Below are 1,216 nucleotides of genomic sequence, written 5' to 3'. Positions count from 1 at the left end.
CATCCCGTTCGGCCGGCGCGACGACGCGGGTATAGGCCAGGTTGTCGCGCGCCAGATCCCGTTGCGCTTCATTCGCCCGCACCTGGGCCGTCAGCTGCCGCTCCTGCACGTCCAGGCCGGCCAGTTGCGCCTGCTGCTGCGCCAACTGGGCGGCGGCCAGCTGTGCCTGCGCCACTGCCTTGGCGGCGTCGGCGTCCGCCTGCTCCACCTTCTGGCCCGTGCCGGCGATGCCGGTGCGCAGCAGGTCGCGCTGGCGCGCCGCTTCCAGGCGGGTGCGGGTGACGTCGGCGGCGGCGCCGGCGATGGCTGCCTGCGCCTGGTTGACCAGGGCGCGTTGCACGTCCCGCTGGTTGGCCAGGTTGGCCAGCGCCGCCTGGGCGGACGCCACGCCCGCCTCCGCCAAATCCAGCTGCGCCCGATAGTCCGACGGCTCGATCAGGGCGATCAGGTCGCCCTTGCGCACCCTCTGGAAGTCGTCGAGCGCGACGGCCTGGATGTAGCCGGACACCTTGGCCGACAAGGGCGTCAGGTCGCCGGTGACGTAGGCGTCGGCGGAGGACTGGTGGCGGGCGGCGCCCATCCAGCGGTCCCAATGGCCGGCCACCGTCCAGACCAGGGCGCCGGCCGCCGCCAGCACGGCGGTGCGCAGCAAGGGGGCCAGCCAGGGGTTGCGAATGGGCGGCAGGGTGGGGGTGGTAACGGCATCCATCGGTTAGGTCACTCCAGGCTGGCGCCCAGGCGACGGCCATAGGCGGCGATGGCGGAGCCGGCGGCGCAGCGGTCATGGCTGTAGAGGGCCAGGGCGTCGGTCACCGTCGGCGCCTCGGCCAGATGGCGGCGCAGGGCCAGGGCGTCGCCGGCCGCTTTGGCCACGCCCATGGCGGTGGCCTCCCCGGCGGATGCTTGCCTCGACAGCGCGTCTGTCGGAACGACGAACGGCGCCACCGGATACCGACACCGTCCCTGCTATTTTTTACAACCCCCGAGGCATTGATCGGCCGCTAAGGGCCGCCCCACGCGAAACCTCAGGATCGGTCGAGTGCCACCAACCCGGCCCCTGGCGAACGGCCGGAAGCGGGGCAGGCTGGGGATGGGGCTTCTACTTGTGAATTTACTTCCAAAATGATGAGAGCGGGGACCGGCTACAGCGCCGCGGCCGACGGGGGTATTCCCATTTCCGACACCGGGCGATCGGGCCCGGACCTGAAATGGAGGG

2 protein-coding genes are annotated in these 1,216 nt (G+C 71.6%); both read right to left on the bottom strand.

The window, feature by feature from the left end:
• Window positions 1-709, bottom strand: a 709-nt coding sequence (locus I55_RS02025) for an HlyD family secretion protein (RefSeq protein ID WP_252180981.1), incomplete at its 3' end; no start/stop codon positions are given.
• 8 nt (window positions 710-717) lie between these two features.
• Complete coding sequence (locus tag I55_RS36735; RefSeq protein WP_159107090.1) at window positions 718-879, bottom strand: hypothetical protein; 162 nt, start codon at window positions 877-879, stop codon at window positions 718-720.
• Window positions 880-1,216 lie beyond the last annotated feature (337 nt).

This window comes from Azospirillum sp. B4 (assembly GCF_000333275.1).
Classification (GTDB): domain Bacteria; phylum Pseudomonadota; class Alphaproteobacteria; order Azospirillales; family Azospirillaceae; genus Nitrospirillum.
The sequence above is the reverse complement of the archived record's forward strand: the minus strand, read 5'-3'. Positions and strand labels throughout refer to the sequence as shown.